The 17734-nt window shown below is 66.6% G+C and carries 18 protein-coding genes; 13 read left to right on the plus strand and 5 right to left on the minus strand.

Features of this window, described 5'->3' with window-relative positions:
• Nucleotides 1–1053, plus strand: a complete 1053-nt coding sequence (locus tag F595_RS0104155; protein ID WP_040568169.1) for a DUF6670 family protein — start codon at nt 1–3, stop codon at nt 1051–1053.
• Between the two features lie 43 nt (nt 1054–1096).
• Here F595_RS0104155 and vapC read toward each other — a convergent pair whose 3' ends face one another.
• Both vapC and vapB read right to left on the minus strand, forming a co-directional pair.
• A complete protein-coding gene (gene vapC / locus F595_RS0104160; RefSeq protein WP_022955614.1) occupies nt 1097–1498 on the minus strand; it encodes a type II toxin-antitoxin system tRNA(fMet)-specific endonuclease VapC in 402 nt (133 codons plus the stop codon).
• Nucleotides 1498–1737: a type II toxin-antitoxin system VapB family antitoxin gene (gene vapB / locus F595_RS0104165; RefSeq protein ID WP_022955615.1), complete on the minus strand. Its 240-nt coding sequence runs from the start codon at nt 1735–1737 to the stop codon at nt 1498–1500. Before vapB ends, vapC begins: the two co-directional genes overlap by 1 nt.
• 241 nt (nt 1738–1978) lie before the next feature.
• Between vapB and moaB the strand changes: the two genes are divergently transcribed.
• The 4 genes from moaB to F595_RS0104185 are packed head-to-tail and all read left to right on the plus strand — an operon-like array spanning nt 1979 to nt 3765.
• A complete protein-coding gene (gene moaB, locus F595_RS0104170; protein ID WP_022955616.1) occupies nt 1979–2521 on the plus strand; it encodes a molybdenum cofactor biosynthesis protein B in 543 nt (180 codons plus the stop codon).
• A gap of 5 nt (nt 2522–2526) precedes the next feature.
• Complete coding sequence (gene moaC / locus F595_RS0104175; protein ID WP_022955617.1) at nt 2527–3030, plus strand: cyclic pyranopterin monophosphate synthase MoaC; 504 nt, start codon at nt 2527–2529, stop codon at nt 3028–3030.
• A 2-nt stretch (nt 3031–3032) separates the two neighbouring features.
• Entirely contained in the window at nt 3033–3287 is a 255-nt protein-coding gene (locus F595_RS0104180; RefSeq protein ID WP_026913214.1) for a MoaD/ThiS family protein, read from the plus strand.
• 4 nt (nt 3288–3291) lie between these two features.
• Nucleotides 3292–3765 (plus strand): molybdenum cofactor biosynthesis protein MoaE, encoded by a 474-nt coding sequence (locus F595_RS0104185; protein WP_040568127.1) that lies wholly within the window; start codon nt 3292–3294, stop codon nt 3763–3765.
• 18 nt (nt 3766–3783) lie between these two features.
• Here the strand turns inward: F595_RS0104185 and moeA are convergent, their stop codons facing one another.
• Nucleotides 3784–5010, minus strand: a complete 1227-nt coding sequence (moeA, locus tag F595_RS0104190; protein WP_026913216.1) for a molybdopterin molybdotransferase MoeA — start codon at nt 5008–5010, stop codon at nt 3784–3786.
• 38 nt (nt 5011–5048) lie between these two features.
• Here moeA and mobA point away from each other — a divergent pair, with 38 nt between their 5' ends.
• The gene (gene mobA / locus F595_RS0104195; protein WP_022955619.1) at nt 5049–5657 is read left to right on the plus strand and encodes a molybdenum cofactor guanylyltransferase MobA; all 609 of its coding nucleotides are present in this window, start codon (nt 5049–5051) and stop codon (nt 5655–5657) included.
• A gap of 27 nt (nt 5658–5684) precedes the next feature.
• On the opposite strand, the gene moaA is transcribed toward mobA, so the two are convergent.
• Nucleotides 5685–6671: a GTP 3',8-cyclase MoaA gene (moaA, locus tag F595_RS0104200; RefSeq protein ID WP_022955620.1), complete on the minus strand. Its 987-nt coding sequence runs from the start codon at nt 6669–6671 to the stop codon at nt 5685–5687.
• A 29-nt stretch (nt 6672–6700) separates the two neighbouring features.
• A complete protein-coding gene (locus F595_RS12670) occupies nt 6701–9004 on the minus strand; it encodes a molybdopterin-dependent oxidoreductase (protein ID WP_022955621.1) in 2304 nt (767 codons plus the stop codon).
• A 122-nt stretch (nt 9005–9126) separates the two neighbouring features.
• Between F595_RS12670 and F595_RS12675 the strand changes: the two genes are divergently transcribed.
• The 7 genes from F595_RS12675 to F595_RS0104240 all read left to right on the plus strand — a co-directional run bounded on the left by F595_RS12675 (nt 9127) and on the right by F595_RS0104240 (nt 17721).
• Nucleotides 9127–9726 carry a TetR/AcrR family transcriptional regulator gene (locus F595_RS12675; protein WP_022955622.1) on the plus strand — a complete coding sequence of 200 codons (600 nt, stop codon included), beginning with the start codon at nt 9127–9129 and terminating at the stop codon, nt 9724–9726.
• An 11-nt stretch (nt 9727–9737) separates the two neighbouring features.
• Nucleotides 9738–10565 (plus strand): thioesterase family protein, encoded by an 828-nt coding sequence (locus tag F595_RS0104215; protein ID WP_022955623.1) that lies wholly within the window; start codon nt 9738–9740, stop codon nt 10563–10565.
• Between the two features lie 28 nt (nt 10566–10593).
• Nucleotides 10594–11058 carry a hotdog fold domain-containing protein gene (locus F595_RS0104220; protein WP_228126943.1) on the plus strand — a complete coding sequence of 155 codons (465 nt, stop codon included), beginning with the start codon at nt 10594–10596 and terminating at the stop codon, nt 11056–11058.
• Nucleotides 11059–11113: 55 nt separating this feature from the next.
• Nucleotides 11114–12154, plus strand: a complete 1041-nt coding sequence (gene selD, locus F595_RS0104225) for a selenide, water dikinase SelD (RefSeq protein WP_022955625.1) — start codon at nt 11114–11116, stop codon at nt 12152–12154.
• A complete protein-coding gene (gene mnmH, locus F595_RS0104230; RefSeq protein ID WP_022955626.1) occupies nt 12154–13266 on the plus strand; it encodes a tRNA 2-selenouridine(34) synthase MnmH in 1113 nt (370 codons plus the stop codon). The genes selD and mnmH overlap by 1 nt, the downstream gene beginning before the upstream one ends.
• A gap of 182 nt (nt 13267–13448) precedes the next feature.
• A complete protein-coding gene (locus F595_RS0104235; RefSeq protein WP_084682824.1) occupies nt 13449–17336 on the plus strand; it encodes a PAS domain S-box protein in 3888 nt (1295 codons plus the stop codon).
• Nucleotides 17337–17463: 127 nt separating this feature from the next.
• A complete protein-coding gene (locus tag F595_RS0104240; protein WP_022955628.1) occupies nt 17464–17721 on the plus strand; it encodes a hypothetical protein in 258 nt (85 codons plus the stop codon).
• Nucleotides 17722–17734: the final 13 nt, after the last annotated feature.

A 17734-nucleotide genomic window follows, 5' to 3' on the forward strand; every position in this document is an offset into this window, starting at 1 on the left:
ATGTCTGGCATGCGTGGCAGGGTCAGCCTGAGCAGCGTGTTTGCGCGGCTTGATGGAGCCGGTCGCGAGAACGGCAAGCCGTTCCGGCACCCCGGCATGCTGCTGCCGCATGTCGACTCGCGGCGGATTGGCTGGACCCATTACGGCGTGATGATTCCCGATCTGCCGGCACCGCACCGGTTCTTCTCGATCATGTCGGTGATCGGTACGCCGGGCGCGCGAGCCTTCGACACCGATCACGCACTGGTCGACTCCCCGCGTTGCAATGCCACCGTGGTCAGCGGCACGGCAGCCACCCATCCCGGGCATTTCGGCAGTTATTCGATTGCTCGCGACTGCGATTTCTCCGCCGACGGCAGCCGCATCCGCTTCGGGCGGGAGGTCGAGATCACCGGGAGCTACCCTGACTACCGTGTGCAGGCGCACTGGGGCGACTTCGCGCTCGACATCGTGCTGACCTGCAGTGACCACGTGTCGTGGTTCGTGCACAACCCGATCTACAAGCACCTCAGCCTGTACGCCAGCTATCAGGGCAGCGTGCGTCATGGTGATCAGCGCCAGGATATTGCCGGTGCCTGCACCTTCGAGTACGCGTGCTGTCCCAGTCCCTATCTGCTGCGTGACCGGCCACTGCCGTTCGCGGCCAAGCTGCCGCTGGATTTCTTCACCTACCAGATCATCAATCTCGACGATGGCCAGCAACTGCTGATGGTGCACGCCACGGTGCTGTCACGTCCGCTGCTGACGGCGGTCTATCTGCGCTCGGCCAGCGACCCGGGTCGTGCCCTGCACGATGTCGACTTCGAGGTCCTGTCCTGCCAGTCCGCTCCGGCGATCGCACCCGATGGTGTCGCCATGTCGCTGCCTGAGGTGATGCGCTGGACTGCGCGTGACGGCGGTCGGGTCGTGCTTGATCTGACGGCCACCGTCGACACCGCAATGACCTACGGTCTGGGTTCAGGCTACGTCGGCGGCTATCACTACGACGGCAGACACAACGGTCGTGCAATCAGCGGCCGGGGCTATGTCGAGTATATCGACCGGCGCGGGTGAGAGGGCGTTGCCCGGGCTGGCAAGGCCTGCAGGGTGGGTCGTGTCAGGTTGCCCAGTTCTCCAGTCGCAGCCCGTCGATGCGCTCGAATTCACGCAGGTTGTTGGTTACCAGAACCAGTCCCTCGCTGCGGGCATGCCCGGCGATATGCAGGTCATTGACACCGATGGGCGTGCCTTTGCGCTCCAGATCGGCGCGGATGTCGCCATAGTGAGCGGCTGCTTTCGCAGTGTAGTCGAGCACCACCAGACGCGATGAGAAGTCTTCCACCACGGCCAGGCTGTGTTCACGGCGCTGGCTTTTCTCGGCGCCATGCAGAAGCTCGGCGAGAGTCACGCTGCTGATCGCCATTCTTCCGGCATGCCGATTGAAGACATCGAGCATGGCCGCCGGTCTGCGCTTGATCACATAGATCGCGATATTGGTGTCGAGCAGGTATTTCAGCATCAGAGCGACTCGCGCTCGGACTGATGCTGGCTTGCGCGCACGTTGAGAAAGTCCTTGCTGACCGTCTCGGTAGCCTGAAAGAAGCTGTCCCAGGCCGATTCGGCAGGTGTCAGGATGCGCTCACAGCCATGCACGCGCACGATGACCTTGCGCACGCCGCTGGGAAAGCGGGTATCGGCAGGCAGACGCACGGACTGGGTACGGTTGTTCTCGAACACTGAGCCGGTATGACTGGTCATGGCGGATGACTCCTGTGTCAGCTATATACAATTAGTATATAGCATGGTTGTGCTGGCAGCGCGTGATGGCTCCAGAGATATGGTGCAGATAGCTGATGATCGCCATGTCAGTGGTCGGGACGTGTGGCAGTACCCACCGCCTGCCAATGAAATAACGATCGTTATATGTCTTCGCCGGAGGCACAATAAGGGCCTGTCTTCCTCGCCGTCGCGCGTTCATTCCCTGCCAGGAGCTCTTGCCGTGTCCCATGCCCACGCCGATTCCGTTGCCGCCTCTCTCTCGGTGGCCGTGCTGACCATCTCCGACACCCGCGAGCTGGCCAACGACACCTCGGGCAACTACCTGGTGCAGGCGCTGGAGCAGGATGGCCACGTGGTGCATGACCGTCGCATCGTGAAGGACGACATCTACGCCATCCGTGCGGCGGTGTCGGCCTGGATCGCCGATCCGCAGGTGGCAGTGGTGCTGACCACCGGCGGTACCGGCTTTGCCGGCCGCGACAGCACGCCGGAGGCAGTGTCGGTGCTGTTCGACAAGACCATCGACGGCTTCGGCGAGCTTTTCCGCCGCGTCTCGCATGACGAGATCGGCACCAGCACCATCCAGTCGCGGGCCGTGGCCGGTCTCGCCAACCGCACCCTGATCTGCTGCCTGCCGGGCTCCACCGGCGCCTGCCGCACCGGCTGGGAACAGATCATCCGCGCCCAGCTCGACAGCCGCACCCGGCCGTGCAACTTCGTCGCCAACCTGAAGCAGAGCGCGCTCTGCGCCACGCGCGGCTGATCGCCATGGGCGAGCGCCTGACCCACCTCGACGACCAAGGCCGAGCCGCCATGGTCGACGTCACCGACAAGCCCGACACCGACCGCGAGGCGGTGGCCGAGTGCCTGGTGCGCATGCGCCCCGAGACCCTGGCCATGATCGTGTCGGGCAGCCATGCCAAGGGCGACGTGCTGGCGGTGGCGCGCATCGCCGGCATCCAGGCCGCCAAGCGTACCGCCGAGCTGATTCCGCTCTGCCACCCGCTGTTGCTGACCTCGGTCAAGGTCGAGCTGGCGGCGCTGGATGCCACCAGTCTGCGCATCGTCTGCCGTTGCCGCGTGCAGGGGCCGACCGGGGTGGAGATGGAAGCGCTGACCGGTGCCTCGGTGGCGGCGCTGACCATCTACGACATGTGCAAGGCGGTGGATCGCGGCATGGAGATCACCGGACTGCGCCTGCTCGAGAAGCGTGGCGGCAAGTCCGGCGAGTTTCGTCACGAGGCCGCTGCGAGCGCAGGCGGGGAGGGCTGACCGTGACCGTGACCGTGCTCTATTTCGCGCGCTTTCGCGAGCAGCTGGGTCGTGATCAGGATACGCTGGCGCTGGAGGGTGTCGATACCGTGATGGCCTTGCGTCAGCACCTGGCGGCGCGTGGTGCTGCCTATGCCGACGTCTTCGCCGGGTCCGGCCCGGTGCTGGCGGCGGTCAACGAGGTCATGGCCCATGCCGGCACGCCGCTGCGTGATGGCGATGTGGTGGCCTTCTTTCCCATGCTGACCGGGGGCTGAGGTCATGTCGGTCGATACCCGCATCAGCAGCGACGCGCTGCCGGTCCAGCTGGCCAGCGACTGGCTGCACGCCAGTGCCGGCGCGAGCGGGGCGGTGGTGCTGTTCAGCGGGCTGGTGCGAGACGAGCGCGGCGATGTCAGCCTGCTTGCGCTGGAGCATTATCCCGGCATGAGCGAACGCGTGCTGGCCGAGCTGGCGCAGCAGGTCATGGCGGTCTGGCCGCTGCAGCGGGTGCTGGCCTGGCATCGCGTCGGCGCGATGGCGCCGGGCGAGGTCATCGTGCTGGTGGGCGTGGCCTCGGCGCACCGCGAAGCCGCTTTCGAGGCCGCCAGCTGCCTGATGGATCTGGTCAAGACCCGCGTGCCGCTGTGGAAGCGCGTGCAAGGCGCCGGCGGCATGCAGTGGGTGGATGCCCGCGACAAGGATCTGGCGGCGGCGGCGCGCTGGGCGGACCGGTTTCCACTGCCGGGGCAGTAGGCGACGGCCTCCCGCTGCTCAGAACGGCTGTACGCGCACCGACTCGCCCGTGTCCATGCGTCCCTGATCCTGGTCCAGCACCAGGTAGCAGTTGGCACGACTCAGACTGGTCAGCAATCCGGAGCCCTGTCCGGCCAGCGGCATCACCTCGAACGCGCCATCGTCGCGCTGGCTCAGCACGCCGCGCTGGTATTCGGCGCGTCCCGGCTTTTTCCGGACCGGTGCGAGCAGGCGTGCCGACACCGTCCACGCCGGCTGCCAGCGCGTGCCCTGCAAGGCGCGCAGGGCCGGCATGGCCAGCTGCTCCAGCGTCACCAGCGCCGATACCGGGTTGCCGGGCAGGCCGAAGAACAGGCTGTTCGGCAGGGTGCCGAAGGCAAAGGGCTTGCCGGGCTTGATGGCGATCTTCCAGACCCGGATGTCACCCAGCTCACCCACCACCTGGCGCACCAGATCAGCATCACCCACCGACACGCCGCCGCTGGTGATGACCGCGTCAGCCAGCCGGTCGGCGTCGGCAAAGCGGCTGCGCAGGGCGTCGAGCTCATCCTGCACATGACCCAGATCCAGCACCTCGAAGCCGGCCTGCAGCAAGGCGGCCTGCAGCATGACGCGGTTGCTGTCATGAATCTGGCCCGGTGCCAGCGGCTGTCCCGGCGGCACCAGCTCGTCGCCGGTCGAGAGCAGGGCGATGCGCAGGCGCGGACGCACGCTCACCGAGGCGATGCCCTGCGAGGCCAGCAGGCCGATGTCGGCTGGCGTGAGCTGGCGGCCGGCAGGCAGCAGCGCGTCGCCGGCGCCTATGTCCTCGCCACGGCTGCGGATGTTCTCGCCCGGCGAGAGCGCGCGGCCCAGGCGGATGTGCGTGCTGTCTGCCGGTTCACGCAGGATGTCCTCCTGCATGATCACCGCGCTGGCACCAGCCGGGACCACCGCACCGGTGAGGATGCGCAGGCTTTCGCCGGGCTGCAGGGTACCGGTCCAGGGGTGGCCGGCGGCACTGCTGCCGACCAGATGCAGCGGGGCGTCGCTGGCGAGGTCGTCGGCGTGCACGGCGTAGCCGTCCATGGCCGAGTTGTCGGCCGGCGGCGAATCCATGCGCGCATTGAGCGCGTCAGCCAGCACGCGGCCGACAGCCTGGGCCAGCGAGACGGTTTCGCTGCCCGCCAGGGGCACCACGGTGTTCAGCAGACGTTCGCGGCAGGTTGCCACGGTCAGCATGCCCGGCTCATCATGACAGGCCATGATCACCTCCGGTCAGGGCTGTCAGGATGTCATTGCTCATGTTGAATTCCTCGTCTCTGGTGCCGCCTTCTGACTGGCAGCTGCTGATTCTGGCCGGTGGCCGTGGCGAGCGCATGGGGGGCGTCGACAAGGGCCTGCTGGCGTTCCAGGGCAGGCCCATGGTGTGCCATCTGCGTGATCGCTTTGCGCCACCGCGCTTGCGCATCAGTGCCAACCGGCATGACGAGGACTATGCCCGTCTGGGCCTGGGCACCGTGCCGGATCACCGCGACAGCTTCTGCGGCCCGCTGGCCGGTCTCGAAAGCCTGCTGGCGGCGACCATGGCCGCGGATGACGGTGCCGCGACCGTGCCGGCAGTGCTGATTCCCTGCGACATGCCGTGGCTGCCCGCTGATCTGTCTGCGCGTCTGCTGGCGGCGCTGAGTGGCGAAGATACCATTGCCGTGGCCCATGATGGCGAGCGCCTGCAGCCCCTGTGCATGGCGCTGCATCCGGCGCGCTGGCGTGACGACCTCGGGCGCTACCTCGATCAGGGGCGGCGCAGCGTGTTCGGCTGGCTCGATGACAAGCCGCTGCAGGTCTGCACCTGGGATGATCCCGCAGCCTTCCGCAACCTCAACACGCCCGAGGACTGGGGCTCGGCCTGAGCGGCGCTGCGGGCGGCGCCAGTGGCTTCAGCCGCCGGTCATGTTCATGAAGCGCACGACCTGCGGTGGCTCGTCGAGCGTGAACTGGTGCCGTTCGGGCTTGGCCGGCAGGGCGGCGCGGATCGCCGCCATCAGCGCTTCGCGATCGCCAGGCCGGCCGCGCAGCAAGGCACGCAGGTCGGTGCCTTCCTCGTGGCCCAGGCAGAGCAGCAGACGGCCGCTGGCGGTGACGCGCACGCGGTTGCAGCTGGCGCAGAAGTTGTTGCTGTGCGGCGAGATCACGCCGATGCGGCTGTCGCTGTCGGCCATGCGGTAATAGCGTGCCGGTCCGCCGCTGTTCTCCAGGCTGGGCAGCAGGGCATGGCGGGATGCGATGGTGGCCAGCACCTCGCTGCTGGGCATCAGGGTCAGGGCGCGGTCATGCTCGCTGATCCGGCCCAGCGGCATCTCCTCGATGAATGCCAGATCCAGCCCCTCGCGACGGGCGAAGTCGACCAGATCAAGGATCTCGTCGTCGTTGCGGCCACGCAGGATGACGCTGTTGAGCTTGATGCGCCGGAAGCCGGCAGCGCGGGCGGCGGCGATGCCGGCCAGCACGTCATCGAGACGGCCGGTGCGGGTGAGCTCGCGGAAGCGCTGCGGCTGCAGGCTGTCCAGGCTGATGTTGAGGCGTTGCAGGCCGGCCTCGCGCAGGGCGCTGGCCTGGCCGGCGAGGCGGGCACCGTTGCTGGTCAGGGCCAGATCGTCCAGCCCTGGCAGGGCGGCCAGCCGTGTCACCACCTCGACCAGATCCGGACGCACCAGCGGCTCGCCGCCGGTGAGGCGGATCTTTCTGACCCCCAGCGCCACGAAGGCCTCGGCCAGCGCCACCAGCTCGTCGCTGTTCAGCACCTCGGCACGCGGCAGGAAGGTCATGTCCTCGGCCATGCAATACACGCAGCGGAAGTCGCAGCGGTCGGTCACTGACAGACGCAGGTAGGTGATCTCGCGTCCGTGGCTGTCGGTCAGTGCCATGCCGGTCTCCCGAAGCGCCAGCGGCCGGCTCAGGCCGGCACGGCCTCGTCCTGCGCCGCCACTGCCCGCAGGCGAACCGGCACGTGCTTGTGGTAGGGCGTGCGCGACAGCGGGTCGCAGTGAGCGGCGCCGGTGAGCCGGTTCAGCTCCGGACCGATCGGTGCGCTGTCGCGGAAGCGCTGGCCGTAGCCGTGCGGCAGGCTGACCATGCCCCGGCGCAGGCCGTCGTCGAACTCGGCCACCACCGCGATTTCGCCATGGGCCGAGGTGCACAGGGCGGAGCCGCCTTCGTGCAGGCCGAGCGCGGCGGCATCCTCGGGGTGAATGCGCAGGGCGCCATGCGGATCGACCTTACGCCAGGCCGGGTCGCGGTAGATCTGGTTGGCGTTGTAGCTGCGACGTTCGCCCGCGGCGAGGATGAACGGGAACTCGCTGTCCTCGGCCGGAATCTCGTCGACCAGTGCGCGCCACTCCGCGAGCATTTCCGGAATCTCCAGCTGTACGCGCCGGTCCGGCGTCTTCACCAGGTCCCAGACCTCGTCGAAGGTGTTGATGCTGATCAGCGTGCCTTCGCGCTTTTCCAGGATGGCGCGGAACAGCGCCACGCCCTGGGTCAGACGGTTGCCGACATGGCCTGCGCGTGCCGTGGCCTGACGGTGCTGGTTGGCGAACTGGATGCACAGCGGCAGCAGCGGGGCGGCCGCAGCCAGCCCCTCGGGCAGCGCCGGTCCCAGCGTCCGGTACAGGATGGACGGGGCGTAGGCGAGCAGCCGCTTGTCACGCAGCATGCGTGCCGCGAAGGCGGCCAGATAGCCGGCATGAGCGGTTGCCGACGGTTCGTGGCGGGCGATGCGGCGCAGCAGCGGGAAGTCGCGCGGCAGCTCGCCCATCTTCTCGAGCAGGCGGGTGTAGAGCTCGGGCTCGGGCAGCGACTCGCCCAGCGCCGGCAGCAGCGGATGGCGCAGGTGGAAGAAGTTTTCCGGGAACTCCAGGTTGAACCCGGTGGCCTCGCATTTCTCGAACTGAGACGCGGCGGGCAGGATGTAGTGTGCCAGGCGCGCGGTCTCGGTCATGGCGACATCGACCACCACCAGCAGGTCCAGCGACTGCAGCGCGGCCGTCAGCGCCGGCGTGTCCGGCCAGGTCAGCACCGGGTTGCAGCTGTCGGCAAAGGCGGCGCGGATGCGGCGCTCGCCTCCCTTGAGGATCTCGTCGGGCAGGATGTTGGGCGGCAGGATGCCGGCGATCGGAAACATGCCGTGCACCGGCGTGCGACGGATCTTCGAGCTGCGCTCGTCGGTGTGGCCGAGGATGGGAATCAGCGCGGTGTGCAGGTTGTTGCCGCCGGCCTTGCCGAAGTGGCCGGTGACCAGATACAGCAGCTTCTCCAGATAGCCGTTGAGCGTGGTGTGCAGGGTTTGCTGGATGCCCAGGTCGATGCGCACGCAGCCGCGGCGGGCGCTGGCGTAACCGCGCGCGACGCGTTCGACATCGGCCAGCGGCACGTCGGCGCGGCGCACGTAGTCCTCGACGGGAATGCTGCGCAGCTGAGCCTCGATGGCCTCGAAGCCGTGGCAGTGACGGGCCAGAAAGTCACGGTCATGCAGGTTGTCGCGCACGATGATGGCGAGGATGGCACTCATCAGGAAGGCGTCTGTACCCGGACGCAGCTGCAGGTGGATGTCGGCCTGCTTCGCGGTCTCGGTGCGGCGTGGATCGATCACCACCACGGTGCGTTCGCCGGCCTTGCGGAACTCGCGCAGGGTGTCGCGGGCATTCGGGATGCCGTGAGCCTGGAACGGGTTGCAGCCGATGAAGAGCAGGTAGTCGGCGTGCTCGACGTCTTCGGTGGTGTGACAGGTCTGGTGGCCGAACAGGCGGCCGTTGAGCCAGAAGTCGCCGGTCTTCTCCTGGCCCAGCGAGTTGTAGTTGTTGCGGCTGCGCATGGCGACGCGCAGCTGGCCGCCGCCATAGGCGCCGCCGAGGTGGTTGCCCTGGCCACCGCCGCCGAAAAAGGCGAAGGCGTCGCCGCCATGCTGGTCACGGATCGCCAGCAGGCGTTGCGCGATGTCGTCCAGTGCCTCGTCCCAGCTGACTTTCGTGAAGCGGCCGTCGGGCTGGCGCTTGAGCGGGTGGGTCAGGCGGTCGTCATGGTTCTGGTAGTGATCGAGTCGCGCCGCCTTCTGGCAGATGTAGCCCTTGGAGGTCGGGTGATCGTCATCGCCACGGATGCGCGTGAAGCGGCCATTCTCGACCGTGATCTCCAGGCCGCAGTTGCGCGAGCACAGGATGCAGGCGGATTTTTCGACGCGTGCGGTGGTCGTGGCGCTCATGGCGGTCTCCGGCGTGATGACGTAAAGATTGTTATGATAACGAACGTTATGTTATTTTCCGGTTAACCGTCAATTGCTGTTCAGCCCGTGTCGGGGCGGAGGACAGTCAATGGAGCACCGACATGCGCTATCCATCCGATCACAAGCAGGCACGGCGCACCCAGCTGCTGCAGGCCAGTGGTGCGCTGGCCAAGCAGAAGGGCTTTGGCAATACCGGCATGGATGCGCTGGCGACGGCAGCCGGGGTCACCACCGGTGCCCTCTACAGCCAGTTCGGCTCCAAGGCCGATCTGCTGCAGGCCATCGTCAGCCAGGAACTGGGCTGGATACTGGCCGCCTTCGATGGCCTGGATTCGCCGGAGCAGCTGTTCAAGGCACTGCGTCGCTACCTCAGTCCCGTGCATGCCGAGCATCCGGAGCTGGGCTGTCTGGTGCCGTCGCTGGGTGGCGAGATCGGCCGCGCCGACCCGGCCACGCGGGAGGTCTTCGAGCGCGGCATGCTGACCCTGCATGCCCGCATCGCCGCTGTTCTGGATGATCCGGATCAGGCCTGGGCGCTGATGTGCCAGGCCTTCGGCGGCATCCTGCTGGCACGCGCCATGGCCAGTCCCGAGACCCGCGACCAGCTGCTGCACAGCCTGGTTGCGGCAGTCCGCCCCCAGTTGCGTCCGGAGCAGGCTGCCGAGCCTCAATCCGGCACGCCGTCCACGCACAACGCCTGACGAGGTTGCCCATGTCCAGTCATTCGCTTGATCGCGCCCTGGCGCTTGCCCCGGTCACCCATGCCGAGACCGAGGCGGTTTTCAGCGGCCATTACCAGGGCCTTTACGCCAACATGATCGGCCCCTTCGGCGGGCTCATGGCGGCCACCGTGCTGCAGGGCGTGCTGCAGCATCCGTCCCGGCGCGGCGATCCGCTCAGCGTCACCGTCAACTTTGCCAGTGCGCTCGCCGACGCGCCGTTCGAGGTGCGCAGCCAGCTTGCCCGTGCCACCCGCAGCACCCAGCACTGGCAGGTCAGCGTGATGCAGAACGGGCAGGTCGCACTGACCGGCACGGTGATGCTGGCGACCCGCCAGGACAGTTCCTGGGAAGCCACCGAGCTGGTCATGCCGGCGGTGCCGCCGGTGACCGAGGTGCCTCGTCTGGATACCGAGGGCTTCTTTCCGCCCTGGCTGCGCCATTACGCGCTGCATGTGGTGGCCGGCGGCATCGGGCCGCAGACCCCGCCGGTCACCGGCAGGACCTCCGAGTCCACGCTGTGGGTACGCGACGAGCCGCCCCGTGCGCTGGATTTCCTGTCGCTGCTGGCGCTCAGTGACGTGTTCTTCCCGCGCGTGTTCGTGGCCCGTCAGCAGATGATGCCGGCCGGCACCGTGACCCTGACCACCTATTTCCATGCCGATGCCGAGTCACTGGCGCGGCAGGGCGCCCGCGAGCTGCTCGGTGTGGCGCGCGGCAACCGCTTCCATCGCGGCTTCTTCGATCAGGATGCCGAACTCTGGAGCCACGATGGCGAGCTGCTGGTGACCACGCATCAGGTGGTCTATTTCAAGGGCTGAGTCCCGTTTTCACGTTCCCAGGAGTTTCATGATGGATCTTTCTCCGCTCGCGCTCTGGCAGTCGCTGTCTGCCCAACCCGGCGGCAAGTGGCTGTTTTCCCGTGCCATCTGTTTCAAGGCGCCGTATTTCGCCAGCATCAGTCCGCGTTTCGAGGTTCTGCGTCCCGGTCATTGCGAGGTCAGCGTGCGCAAGCACCGCGCCGTGCTCAACCACATCGGCACCGTGCACGCGATCGCCATGTGCAACATGGCCGAACTGGCTGGAGGCACCCTCACCGAGGTCACGGTGCCGGCCACGCATCGCTGGATTCCCAAGGGCATGACCGTCGAGTACCTGAAGAAGGCCGGGACTGATCTGCGCGCGGTGGCAACCCCGGTTGGCGATCTGCCTGCAGGTGCCGGGGAATACCCGGTGCAGGTCGACGTGTTCGACACGGCGGGTGATGTCGTGTTCCGTGCCGTCATCGCCATGTGGGTGTCTGCGAAGAAATGACGGCCGCGCGGGGCCTGCTAGAATCGCGTTTTCGTTCTCGGCAGGTCCCCGCGTCATGAGTGATCCCGTACGCCTCACCCAGTACAGCCACGGCGCCGGCTGCGGCTGCAAGATCTCGCCCAAGGTGCTGGACACCATTCTCGCCGGCAGCGGGGCCCAGCACCTGGACCCGCGCCTCTGGGTCGGCAATGCCTCGCGTGACGATGCCGCGGTCTATGCCATCGATGACACGCGCGGCGTGGTCTCGACCACCGACTTCTTCATGCCCATCGTCGATGATCCCTTCGACTTCGGACGCATCGCCGCCACCAACGCCATCAGTGACATCTATGCCATGGGCGGTGATCCGCTCATGGCCATCGCCATTCTCGGCTGGCCGGTCAACGTGCTGGCGCCCGAGATCGCCCGCGAGGTGGTGCGTGGCGGTCGTGCGGCCTGTGATGCCGCCGGCATTCCGCTGGCTGGCGGGCATTCCATCGATGCCCCGGAGCCGATCTTCGGGCTGGCCGTGACCGGTCTGGTCGAGAAGCGCTTCATGAAGCGCAACGACACCGCCGAGGCTGGCTGCCGGCTCTACCTGACCAAGCCTCTGGGCATCGGCATTCTCACCACGGCCGAAAAGAAGGGCCTGCTGCGTGCCGAGGATGCCGGTGTCGCCACCGCGCTGATGTGCACGCTGAACACGCCGGGTGCCCGATTCGGCAAGCTGCCGGCGGTCGCTGCAATGACCGATGTCACCGGTTTCGGCCTGCTCGGTCACCTGGTCGAGATGGCCGATGGCAGTGGTCTCACCGCTCGTCTTCATGCCGGCGCCGTGCCGCGTCTGGACAGCGTTGCGCATTACCTGGCGCTGGGCTGCGTGCCCGGCGGCACCGTCCGCAACCATGACAGCTACGGTGAGCGCATCACCGGACTGGACGATGCCAGCCGGTCCCTGCTGTGTGATCCGCAGACCAGTGGCGGCCTGCTGGTGGCGGTGCGTGCCGACGGCGAGGCCCGGTTTCTGGCCTTGGCTGAGGAGCTGGGCCTGAGCCTGCAGCCCATCGGCGAGCTGCTGCCGGGCCAGGCACACGGCTTTGCCGTCGAGGTGGTCTGATGACGTCGGCCGGCCGGCGCGACGACAGCGCTGACTACGCGCGTATCCTGGGCAGCGGCCTGCCGCTGATCGACACCCGTGCGCCGGTCGAGTTTGCCAAAGGCTCGTTTCCGGGCGCCGTCAATCTGCCGCTGATGACCAACAGCGAACGCCAGAAAGTCGGTACCTGCTACAAGCAGCAGGGTCAGGAAGCGGCCATCCGGCTTGGCCACCAGCTCGTCTCCGGCGCGGTGAAAGCGGCGCGGGTTCAGGCCTGGCACGACTTTGCCCACGCCCATCCCGAGGGCTACCTGTTCTGCTTCCGGGGCGGACTGCGTTCGCAGATCAGCCAGCAGTGGCTGGCCGAGGCGGGCATGCCGTATCCGCGCATCCGGGGCGGCTACAAGGCCATGCGCGGCTTCCTCCTGCAGACGCTGGATGCGGCGGTCGCCGACCTCGGCTTCCTGCGCATCGGCGGTCTTACCGGCAGCGGCAAGACCGAGGTGCTGCAGCAGCTTGCCAATGGCGTCGATCTGGAAGGGCATGCCAACCATCGAGGCTCCAGCTTCGGGCGCCGTGCCACGCCCCAGCCATCGCAGATCGGCTTCGAGAATGCGCTGGCCATCGACCTGCTGCGCAAGCGCGAGGCGGGCTGGCGCACGCTGGTGCTGGAAGACGAGGCGCGTCTGATCGGTCGTTGCGCCTTGCCGTTGCCGCTGCACCAGCGCATGCCGGCGATTCCGCTGGTGTGGCTGGAGGCCACGTTCGAGGCTCGTGTCGAGCGCATCCTGCGTGATTACGTCATTGACCTGTGCGCCGAGTTCGTCAGCGAGCTGGGCGCGGAGCAGGGGCCGTCCGGTTTTCATGAGCGTCTGCAGGAAGCGCTGCGTCATATCGCCAAACGCCTGCGTCCGGAGCGCGCGCGCGAGCTTGCCGATGTGCTCGCGGCGGCCTTTGCCGCCCAGCAGCGCGGCGAGGGCTTTGATGGCCACCGCGACTGGATCCGCGTGCTGCTGCGCGAGTATTACGATCCGCTGTATGCGCATCACCGTCAGCAGCGCGATGCCGCCGTGGTATTCCGGGGTGACCGGGATGAGGTGCTGCACTGGCTGCGGCGGCAGACCCTCACCTGAGCATCCGCGCAATACGACTTTTGCATTATTTACAATAGCTTTCAGTCACACCACAGGGTTGCCACCGAAGTCGTCTTGGCTGCAGTCAGGCAGCGCGTAAGGTAGCAGGTAGTCCAAGGAAACCAGTACATGCCGCGCGGCCTGATGCCGTCGGGTGTCACTGCAGGTCCGAGTGCAACCTCATGCTTAAGGTCAAGGCCATGCGCCCTGCTGGCAGGAAGCTTCCGGCAACGCCTGCCATGCTGGCGGGGCTGGTCTTTGCGCTGGGCATGGCGTTGACGTTTTGCGGCCTTTACCCGCTCAGGCAGCACCATGTCGGTGAGCGTGAGACACAGTTCGATTTTCTCGTGCATCGTGCCACCGATCAGCTGAGCAATCGCCTGCTGGCCTACGAGGCCGGTTTGCGCGGCATTCGCGGTCTGGCTATTGGCAGCGGTGCCGATCAGCTAACGCGACGCAAGTTCCATGAGTACATGGCCTCCCGCAACATGCTCACCGAGTTTCCGGGTGCCCTGGGCTATGGCTTCATCCGCCGAGTAGCCATGACCGACCAGGAGCGCTTCACAGCCGAGGCCCGTCGTGACGGCTGGCCGGATTTTGCCCTGCGCTATCTGACGCCGCATCAAGGCGATCGCTGGGTCATCCAGTACATCGAGCCCGAGGCCGCGAACCGGCTGGCCATCGGTCTGGACATTTCTTCCGAATCGAGTCGCCTGCGGGCCTTGACGGCCGCAGTGCACAACAATGCGGCCACGCTCACCGAGCCGATCACCCTGGTGCAGCAGTCGGGCAAGGCCAATCGCGGCTTTCTGCTCATGTTGCCGATATTTCGTACCGGCTATGCTCCCGCCACGCCAGCGCAGCGCTGGCAGCAGGCGGTGGGGCTGACCTATGCCCCGGTGCTGATTGACGAGGTCATGCGTGGTTTCGATTTCCGGGGCGGCGAGTTTTCGCTGACGATTGCCACGCGCAGCCAGTCCGGCGGGCTGTTGCCGGCGTATGCGTCTGCCGGGTCGGATCAGCCACCATCCGCAGACCTGCAAAGGCGGGTTCCTCTGCAGATCTTCGGCCAGACCTGGGTGCTGCATTTCAAGGCGCGTCCGGCGTTCCTGGCCGCGCTCAATCAGCTGGATCTGCGCTGGGTGCTGCTGCAGGGGCTGTTTCTGTCAGCACTGCTGGCGGCCTTGACCTATCTCTTCCAGATGGGGCGACAGCGCCACCTGCAGGCACTCAAGACCCAGGCGCGCCTTGGCGCCATTGTCAGCCATGCCAGTGATGCCATGATCGGTCTCGACCGGCACGGTCGCATCACGTCCTGGAATCAGGCCGCCGTGCACTTCTTCGGCCAGTCGGAGGCCGAGGTGCTGGGCACCAGCCTGGCCTCGGTGCTGTTGCCGGCAATGTCGCGTGAGCAGCTCGACAGCATGCTGGCGGCGCTGGCAGAGGGAGAGCTGGTGTCGCATTTCCTGATTCGTCTGCCGCGTGCCGATCAGCCGGTGCTGCATCTGGGTGTCACGGCATCGCCGATTCGTGGTGGCGAGGGCGAGATTCTCGGCAGCGCCTTGCTGCTGCGCGACCTCAGCAGCGAGGTCGAGTCAGAGCGCCAGATTCATGATCTCAACGCCAGTCTCGAGGCCCAGGTCGGGCAGCGCACGGCCGAGCTTGAGCGCGTGTTGCGCGAGAACGAGGTGCTGCTGCGCACCATCAACCAGCAGATGCTGTATTCGGTGACCGATGTCGCCGGCCGCATTCTCGAGGTCAACGACAATTTCTGCGAGCTCAGCGGATACTCGCGTGAGGAGCTGCTCGGCCAGAACCATCGCAAGATCAACTCCAACGTGCATCCTCCCGAGTTCTGGCGCCATGTCTGGGGCGAGATCTCGCAGGGCAAGTCCTGGCATGGCGAGGTCTGCAACCGCGACAAGAAAGGCGGGCTGTACTGGGTCGACAGCGTGATCGCCCCGTTCATCGGCAGCAATGGCCGCGTCGAGCGCTATGTCTCGATGCGCACCAACATCACCCGGCGCAAGCAGGCCGAGGCGCAGTTCCGCCAGGCCACCGATCTGCTGCAGAACGTGCTCAGTGCCGCCTCTGAAGTGTCCATCATCGCCACCGACTGCCAGGGCGTCATCACCCTGTTCAATGCCGGTGCCGAGAACCTGCTGCAGTATGCCGCCGACGAGGTCATCGGGCGCTGCACGCCGACCATCTTCCATTGTCCCGAAGAGGTCATGCGTCGTGGCCGAGAGCTGGGCGAGCAGCTCGGCGAGCCCGTCGAGGGCTTCCGCGTCTTTGTGCAGCTGCCGGAACGCGATGGCATGGAGTCACGCGAGTGGACCTATGTGCGCAAGGATGGCCAGCGCATTCACGTGTCACTGGTGGTCACGGTCATTCGTGGCGATCAGGGAGAGATCACCGGCTATCTGGCGGTGGCGCAGGACATCACGGTGCGCATCAGTTACGAGCAGGCACTGGTCGAGGCCAAGTTGTCGGCAGAGTCGGCAAACCAGGCCAAGAGCGAGTTCCTGGCCAACATGAGCCACGAAATCCGTACCCCGATGAACGGCATACTCGGCCTCTGCTATCTGCTTGAGCGCCAGCCGCTGGCGGACGAGACGCGCGCCATGGTGCGCAAGGTGCAGGGCGCCAGCCAGAGCCTGCTGGCCATCATCAACGACATTCTCGACTTCTCCAAGATCGAGGCACGCCGGCTCGAGCTGGAGCGTGCTCCGTTCAGTCTGGCCGCGCTGGTCGACCAGCTGCGCGGCCTGTTCCAGGCCTCCCTGCAGGACAGGCCGGTGGGCCTGCTCATCGAGCCGGTGCCGGCACAGATCAGCCAGCTGGTGGGTGACTCCCTGCGTCTGAACCAGATTCTTACCAATCTGCTCAGCAATGCGGTCAAGTTCACGCGCCAGGGTCAGGTCTCGCTGACTGTCACGGCGCTGGGAGAAACGCCTTGCGGGCACCAGCGCGTGCGCTTCACGGTTGCCGACACCGGCATCGGGATTCCAGAGGAAAAGCTGGACTCCATCTTCCAGGCCTTCAGCCAGGCCGACAGTTCGATCTCGCGCAGCTTTGGCGGCACAGGGCTCGGTCTGGCCATCAGCCATCGTCTGGTGACCCTGATGGGGGGCGAGATGAAGGTGCAGAGCCAGCTTGGTCAGGGCAGTCGTTTCGAGGTCGAGATCGCCTTCGAGTGTCCGCGCCAGCCCATGCTGCTGCCTGAAGCCGAGGTGGTTGCGGAGGAAGAGCGTGGTTATCGGCGTCTGTCAGGCGTGCGCATCCTGCTGGCTGACGACAGCGAGCTCAATCGCGATGTCGCCAGGAGCATCCTGGTCATGGAGGGTGCCGAGGTCACCACGGTCGTGGATGGCCTGGCGGCCGTCGAACAGCTGCGCTCGCATCCGGATGCCCATGACCTGGTGCTGATGGATGTCCAGATGCCGGTACTGGACGGTTATGCCGCCACGCGCCTGATCCGTGACAGTCTGCAGCGCAGCGATCTGCCTATCCTGGCGCTGACTGCGGGCGCCATGTCCGGGCAGCGTGACAAGGCGCTGGCGGCCGGCATGAACGGCTTCGTCACCAAGCCTTTCCAGGTCGATCTTCTGGTGCGCGAGATTCGTGCCTGTCTGCCGCAGCCTGCGCATGTGCTGGCACTGACCGTTACCGGACCTGCCGCACCGGTGCTGGCAGAGAGCAGTTCGGCGCCACAGCCCGTGGCGGAGCCGGATCGGCAGCTGTCGACGGAAGCGCAGGCTCGGCCGGACCCTGATCCGGAGATCGCGGCCGCGCTGGCGGTGTTCCGCCAGCGCTATCTGGACGAGCGTCTGCCGCAGCAGCTGACCACCCTCGAGGGATGCCTGGAGCAGTCCGCCACACTGGATGTCGACCTGCTGCGCCGCACCTTGCACAGCATGGCAGGGGAGGCCGGCATGGTGGGTCTGGTCGAGCTGGGGCGTCGGGCGCGCGAGCTGGAGTACCAGCTTGACCAGAATGTGGAGGCGGTCCGCCTGGCCTTGCCGGATCTGGTCGCCATGGTTCGCGCCGTGCCGCATCAGGCGGCCTGATGCAACGATTCGGGCAGACGACACTGTCATCCTGCTGTCGTCAGATTGTCATGAAAGCGTGACACCGTGCACGGGTTGGCCATGACGGCATGGCCTCGTCCCGACCCTGCATGAACGGAGTGCTCTCATGAACAAGCTGCTCGCCGCCGCCCTCCTGGTGGTTTCCCCGCTGGCCCTGGCCGCCAGCCAGTACGACAAGCCCGGCTATGTCACCAAGGTTGAAGACGGCCGCCTGTGGGTGTTCGCTGAAGGCTCCAAGGAGCTGGCCCAGTTCGAACAGCATGGCGAGCCGGCCATCTCGGTTTCCCGCATTGGCGAAGGCCCGGAAGGCATGACCCTGCGTGGCCCGTCGGCTGACGTGGTTGATGCCTACCTGGCCAAGTGAGCTTGGCAGGCAT

It is taken from the genome of Perlucidibaca piscinae DSM 21586 (genome assembly GCF_000420045.1).
Taxonomy (GTDB): domain Bacteria; phylum Pseudomonadota; class Gammaproteobacteria; order Pseudomonadales; family Moraxellaceae; genus Perlucidibaca; species Perlucidibaca piscinae.